The 4,049-nt window shown below is 70.7% G+C and carries 4 protein-coding genes and 1 pseudogene; all 5 read right to left on the bottom strand.

Features of this window, described 5'->3' with window-relative positions; translation table 11 throughout:
* Positions 1–115: 115 nt before the first annotated feature.
* Positions 116–502 carry a YbjQ family protein gene (locus tag VB716_RS10185; protein ID WP_323270386.1) on the bottom strand — a complete coding sequence of 129 codons (387 nt, stop codon included), beginning with the start codon at positions 500–502 and terminating at the stop codon, positions 116–118.
* A gap of 61 nt (positions 503–563) precedes the next feature.
* Positions 564–1,100 (bottom strand): cyclic pyranopterin monophosphate synthase MoaC, encoded by a 537-nt coding sequence (gene moaC / locus VB716_RS10180; protein ID WP_323270385.1) that lies wholly within the window; start codon positions 1,098–1,100, stop codon positions 564–566.
* Between the two features lie 21 nt (positions 1,101–1,121).
* Positions 1,122–1,865 carry a succinate dehydrogenase/fumarate reductase iron-sulfur subunit gene (locus tag VB716_RS10175; RefSeq protein ID WP_322757903.1) on the bottom strand — a complete coding sequence of 248 codons (744 nt, stop codon included), beginning with the start codon at positions 1,863–1,865 and terminating at the stop codon, positions 1,122–1,124.
* Complete coding sequence (locus tag VB716_RS10170; protein ID WP_323270384.1) at positions 1,862–3,829, bottom strand: fumarate reductase/succinate dehydrogenase flavoprotein subunit; 1,968 nt, start codon at positions 3,827–3,829, stop codon at positions 1,862–1,864. The genes VB716_RS10175 and VB716_RS10170 overlap by 4 nt, the downstream gene beginning before the upstream one ends.
* Positions 3,826–4,049 (bottom strand): annotated as a pseudogene (locus tag VB716_RS10165) (succinate dehydrogenase); the annotation flags it as partial. The gene VB716_RS10170 and the pseudogene VB716_RS10165, both read right to left, overlap by 4 nt.

Here is a 4,049-nt window from a genome sequence, read left to right as displayed (position 1 = left end):
GCAGGCTGGCCAGCACCAGACGCCGCGCCTGCTCGAGGGGCAGGCCCTCGGGCGGGAAGGGATCGGCCGGCACCGGCACGCCGGCGGGGAGGGCAGACGACATCGGCAACGGAGCTCAGGTGGGAGGGAAGGGCGACGTGGGCAGCGGCGGCGGCCCGGCAGCGAGGCGCTCCACCACCACGGCCGTGCCGTAACACAGAACTTCGGTGGCACCGGTGGCGCCGCTCTCCACCTCGGAGCCGTCGTAGCGGGTGCCCACGATGGCATTGGCACCGAGCTGGCGGGCATGGGCCACCATCTGGTCGTAGGCCTGCTGGCGGGTCTGTTCACACATCTCGGTGTAGGCACCGATGCGGCCGCCGATCATCGACTTGAGGCCACCGAGAAAGCCCTGGATCAGGGTGGGCGAGCGCACCACGATGCCGCGCACGATGCCCTTGTACTCACGAATCGCGTAACCCTCAATCGTGAAGGTGGTGGTCACGAAGACGGGCTTGACCATGACTGGGCGCGACGAGGTGACAGGGATCGAAGGGGCGCCCTCAGGACAGGGGGCGCGAGGTTCAGCCTGGGTCAGGGCTGACCGATGGGCGCTGCCAGGGGCCATGGCGTCCCCCTTCCTTGGTGAGCAGCCGCACCGGGCCGATCGTCATCGCCGGATCGGCGGATTTGAGCATGTCGTAGAGGGTGAGCAGCCCCACCTGCACGGCGGTGAGGGCCTCCATCTCCACGCCGGTGGGGGCGGTGGTGCGGGTCGTCGCCTCCAGGCGCAGGCCGCTGCCATCGGCGGCAGGTTCGATCCGCACCCCCACACCGCTCAGGGCGATCGGATGGCAGAGGGGGATCAGCTCCCAGGTGCGCTTGGCGGCCAGGATCGCCGCCACCCGTGCCACCGCCAGCACGTCGCCCTTGGGGGCCCGGCCCTCCAGCACCAGGGCCAGCACCGCCGGCTCCATGGCAAGAAAGCCCTCGGCCACGGCACGGCGATCGGTGGCGGCCCGATCACCCACCTCCACCATGTGCACCTCGCCGGCGGCGTTGAGGTGGCTCAGCGAGGGGATCGGCTCTGGGGCGGTTCGTGGAGCTGGAGTTGCGTTCAAGGCAGCGGCAGCGCCACAGCCCTAATCATGCCGGGCCTCCCGGTGCATCCAGCTGATCCAGTCGGCGGAGATCTGCTGGGGGCAGACCGCCTCGCACTCCAGGGTGTTGCTGCAGCTGCCGAAGCCTTCGTCTGCCATGCGCTGCTGCAGGGCCCGGGCCCGCTGCCCTCGCTCCGGCTGGCCCTGGGGCAACTGGCCGAGGTGGGCCAGCTTGGCCGCCACGAAGAGGCTGGCGGAGGCGTTGCGGCAGCTGGCCACGCAGGCTCCGCAGCCGATGCAGGTGGCCGTGTCGAAGGCCGAAGCCGCCTGCTCGCGACCGATCAGCATCGTGTTGGCCTCCGGCGCACTGCCGGTGTTCACGGAGCAGTAGCCCCCCGCCGCCAGGATCCGATCGAAGCCGGAGCGATCGACGCAGAGATCCTGCAGCACCGGAAAGGCCCTGGCCCGCCAGGGTTCGAGCACCAGCGTGGCGCCGTCGTCGATGTGGCGCAGATACAGCTGGCAGACCGTGGTGGCGGCGAGGGGTCCGTGGGCCTGGCCGTTCACCAGAAAGCCGCAGCTGCCGCAGATGCCTTCGCGGCAGTCGTGATCGAAGCCCACGGGCCTCTGGCCGGCGGCGATCAGCTGCTCATTGAGCTGATCGAGGGCCTCCAGCAGGGAGAGATCGGCAGACACTCCCTCGAGCCGATGGGTCTCGAAGCCCCCGGGAGCATCCGGGCCGGCCTGGCGCCAGATCCGCAGGGTGAGGCAGAGGGTGCGGCTCATCGGTAGTCACGCGCCTGGGGAACCACGCTGCTGAAGCGGAGGGGCTCGATGTGGCGCTGCGGCACGCTGCCCTGGCGATGCTCCCAGGCGGCGATGTGGGCGAAATGGGCGTCGTCACGCAGGGCTTCGCCGGTTTCGCTCTGGTGCTCCTCGCGGAAATGGGCCCCACAGGATTCCTCCCGGGCCAGGGCATCGCGCAGCATCAGATCAGCCAGGCCGAGGAAATCCTCCAGCCGCAGGGCCTTCTCCAGTTCGCCCTGGATGGGGGTATCCACCACGGGCAGGCGGAGATCGTCGTGGAAACGCCGCGTCAGCTGCGCCACCTCCTCCAGCCCGCGACGCAGGCCGTCGGCCTGGCGGCTGATGCCACAGACATCGAGCATCAGCAGCCCCAGCTCGCGATGCAGCCCATCCACCGAGCTGCTGCCGCCGATCGCCGAGAGGTGATCGATCCGGGCGCGCACGGCCGCGATCGCCGCGCGGCAGGCGGGGTGCTCGGGCCCCACCTCCGGTTGGGGATGCCCCGCCAGCCAGGCCGTCACCGTGGCCGGGGCAATGACATAGCCATCCGCCAGGCCCTGCATCAGGGCGCTGGCCCCGAGCCGATTGGCACCATGCTCGGAGAAATTGGCCTCCCCCAGCACAAACAGACCGGGAATCGTGCTCATCAGGTGGTAGTCCACCCAGAGCCCGCCCATCGTGTAGTGGGGAGCGGGAGCGATGCGCAGCGGCCTGGCGAAGGGATCCTCGCCGGTGATGCGCGCATACATCTGCAGCAGGTTGCCGTAGCGGGCCTCGATCGCGGCCCGGCCATCACGGGCGATCGCCTCGGCCAGGTCGAGATACACCCCCTGGGCGCCGCCGGAGCCGCCATCGCCGGGGCCGACCCCCTGGCCGGCGAGAAAACGTTCGCGCGCCCGGCGGGAGGCCACATCGCGGGGCACGAGATTGCCGTAGGTGGGGTAGTGACGTTCGAGGAAGTAGTCGCGCTCGGCCTCGGGAATCTCCGCCGGCGGCCGGTCGTCGCCGGGCCGCAGGGGCAGCCACACCCGCCCGTCGTTACGCAGGCTCTCGCTCATCAGGGTGAGCTTGCTCTGGAAGGCGCCGCCGCTGGGGATGCAGGTGGGGTGGACCTGGGTGAAGCAGGGGTTGGCGAACCAGGCGCCGCGGCGATGGGCGCACCAGAGCGCGGTGGCATTCGACTTCACCGCATTGGTGGAAAGGAAATAGACGTTGGAATAGCCACCACTGGCCAGCAGCACGGCGTGGGCGGTGTGGCACTCCAGGGCGCCACTGAGCTGGTGGCGGCACACCACGCCCCGGGCGACGCCGTCGACCGTGATCAGATCGAGCATGTCGCGCCGGCAGAGCAGGCGCACCCGACCGGCCTCCACCTGCCGCAGCAGGGCCTGAACGGCGCCATACAACAGCTGCTGGCCCGTCTGGCCGCGGGCATAGAAGGTGCGGCTGACCAGGGCACCGCCGAAGCTGCGGTTGGCGAGGGTGCCGCCGTACTCCCGGGCGAAGGGCACCCCCTGGGCGACGCAATGGTCGATCAGGCGGCCGCTGATCTCCGCCAGGCGATGGCAGCCGGCCTCGCGAGCACGGAAGTCGCCTCCCTTGACCGTGTCGCGGAACAGCCGTTCGATGCTGTCGCCATCGCCGGCGTAATTCTTGGCGGCATTGATGCCCCCCTGGGCCGCCACCGAATGGGCCCTGCGGGGGCTGTCGTGATAGGTGACCACGTCCACCGCGTAGCCCTGCTCCGCCAGGGTGGCGGCCGCCGAGGCCCCCGCCAGGCCGCTGCCCACCACCAGCACCCGCAGACCCCGTTTGTTGGCCGGGCTGATCCGTGGCAGATCCAGCAGGGTGCGCTCCCAGGCCGTGGCCAGCGGCCCCGCCGGCAGGCACGGATCCAGCCGGAGATCGTCAGGGGAGGCGTTCGCCATGGGGGCTGCCGTCATCGGCCCACCCCCTGCAGCACCAGCGCCAGCGGCAGCAGCGTGAAGCCGCCCCCCAGCAGCAGCGCCAGCCACCGACCGGCCATGCGGATAGGACCGGCGTTGGCGGGATCGAGCCAGCCGAGGCTGCGATGGGCGCTCTCGACGCCATGCAGCAGATGCAGGCCCGCCGCCGCACCGGCCGCCCCGTAGAGCAGCAGCACGCCTGGGTTCGCAAGCACGG

It is taken from the genome of Synechococcus sp. CCY9201 (assembly GCF_034931105.1).
In the GTDB taxonomy this organism is placed as follows: Bacteria; Cyanobacteriota; Cyanobacteriia; order PCC-6307; family Cyanobiaceae; genus CBW1002.
The sequence above is the reverse complement of the archived record's forward strand: the minus strand, read 5'-3'. Positions and strand labels throughout refer to the sequence as shown.

Bases quoted from the DNA above. Each gene is read 5' to 3' on its own strand.
- VB716_RS10185 (WP_323270386.1), bottom strand. From the start codon at position 502: ATGGTCAAGCCCGTCTTCGTGACCACCACCTTCACGATTGAGGGTTAC.
- VB716_RS10175 (WP_322757903.1), bottom strand. From the start codon at position 1,865: ATGAGCCGCACCCTCTGCCTCACCCTGCGGATCTGGCGCCAGGCCGGC.
- VB716_RS10170 (WP_323270384.1), bottom strand. From the start codon at position 3,829: ATGACGGCAGCCCCCATGGCGAACGCCTCCCCTGACGATCTCCGGCTG.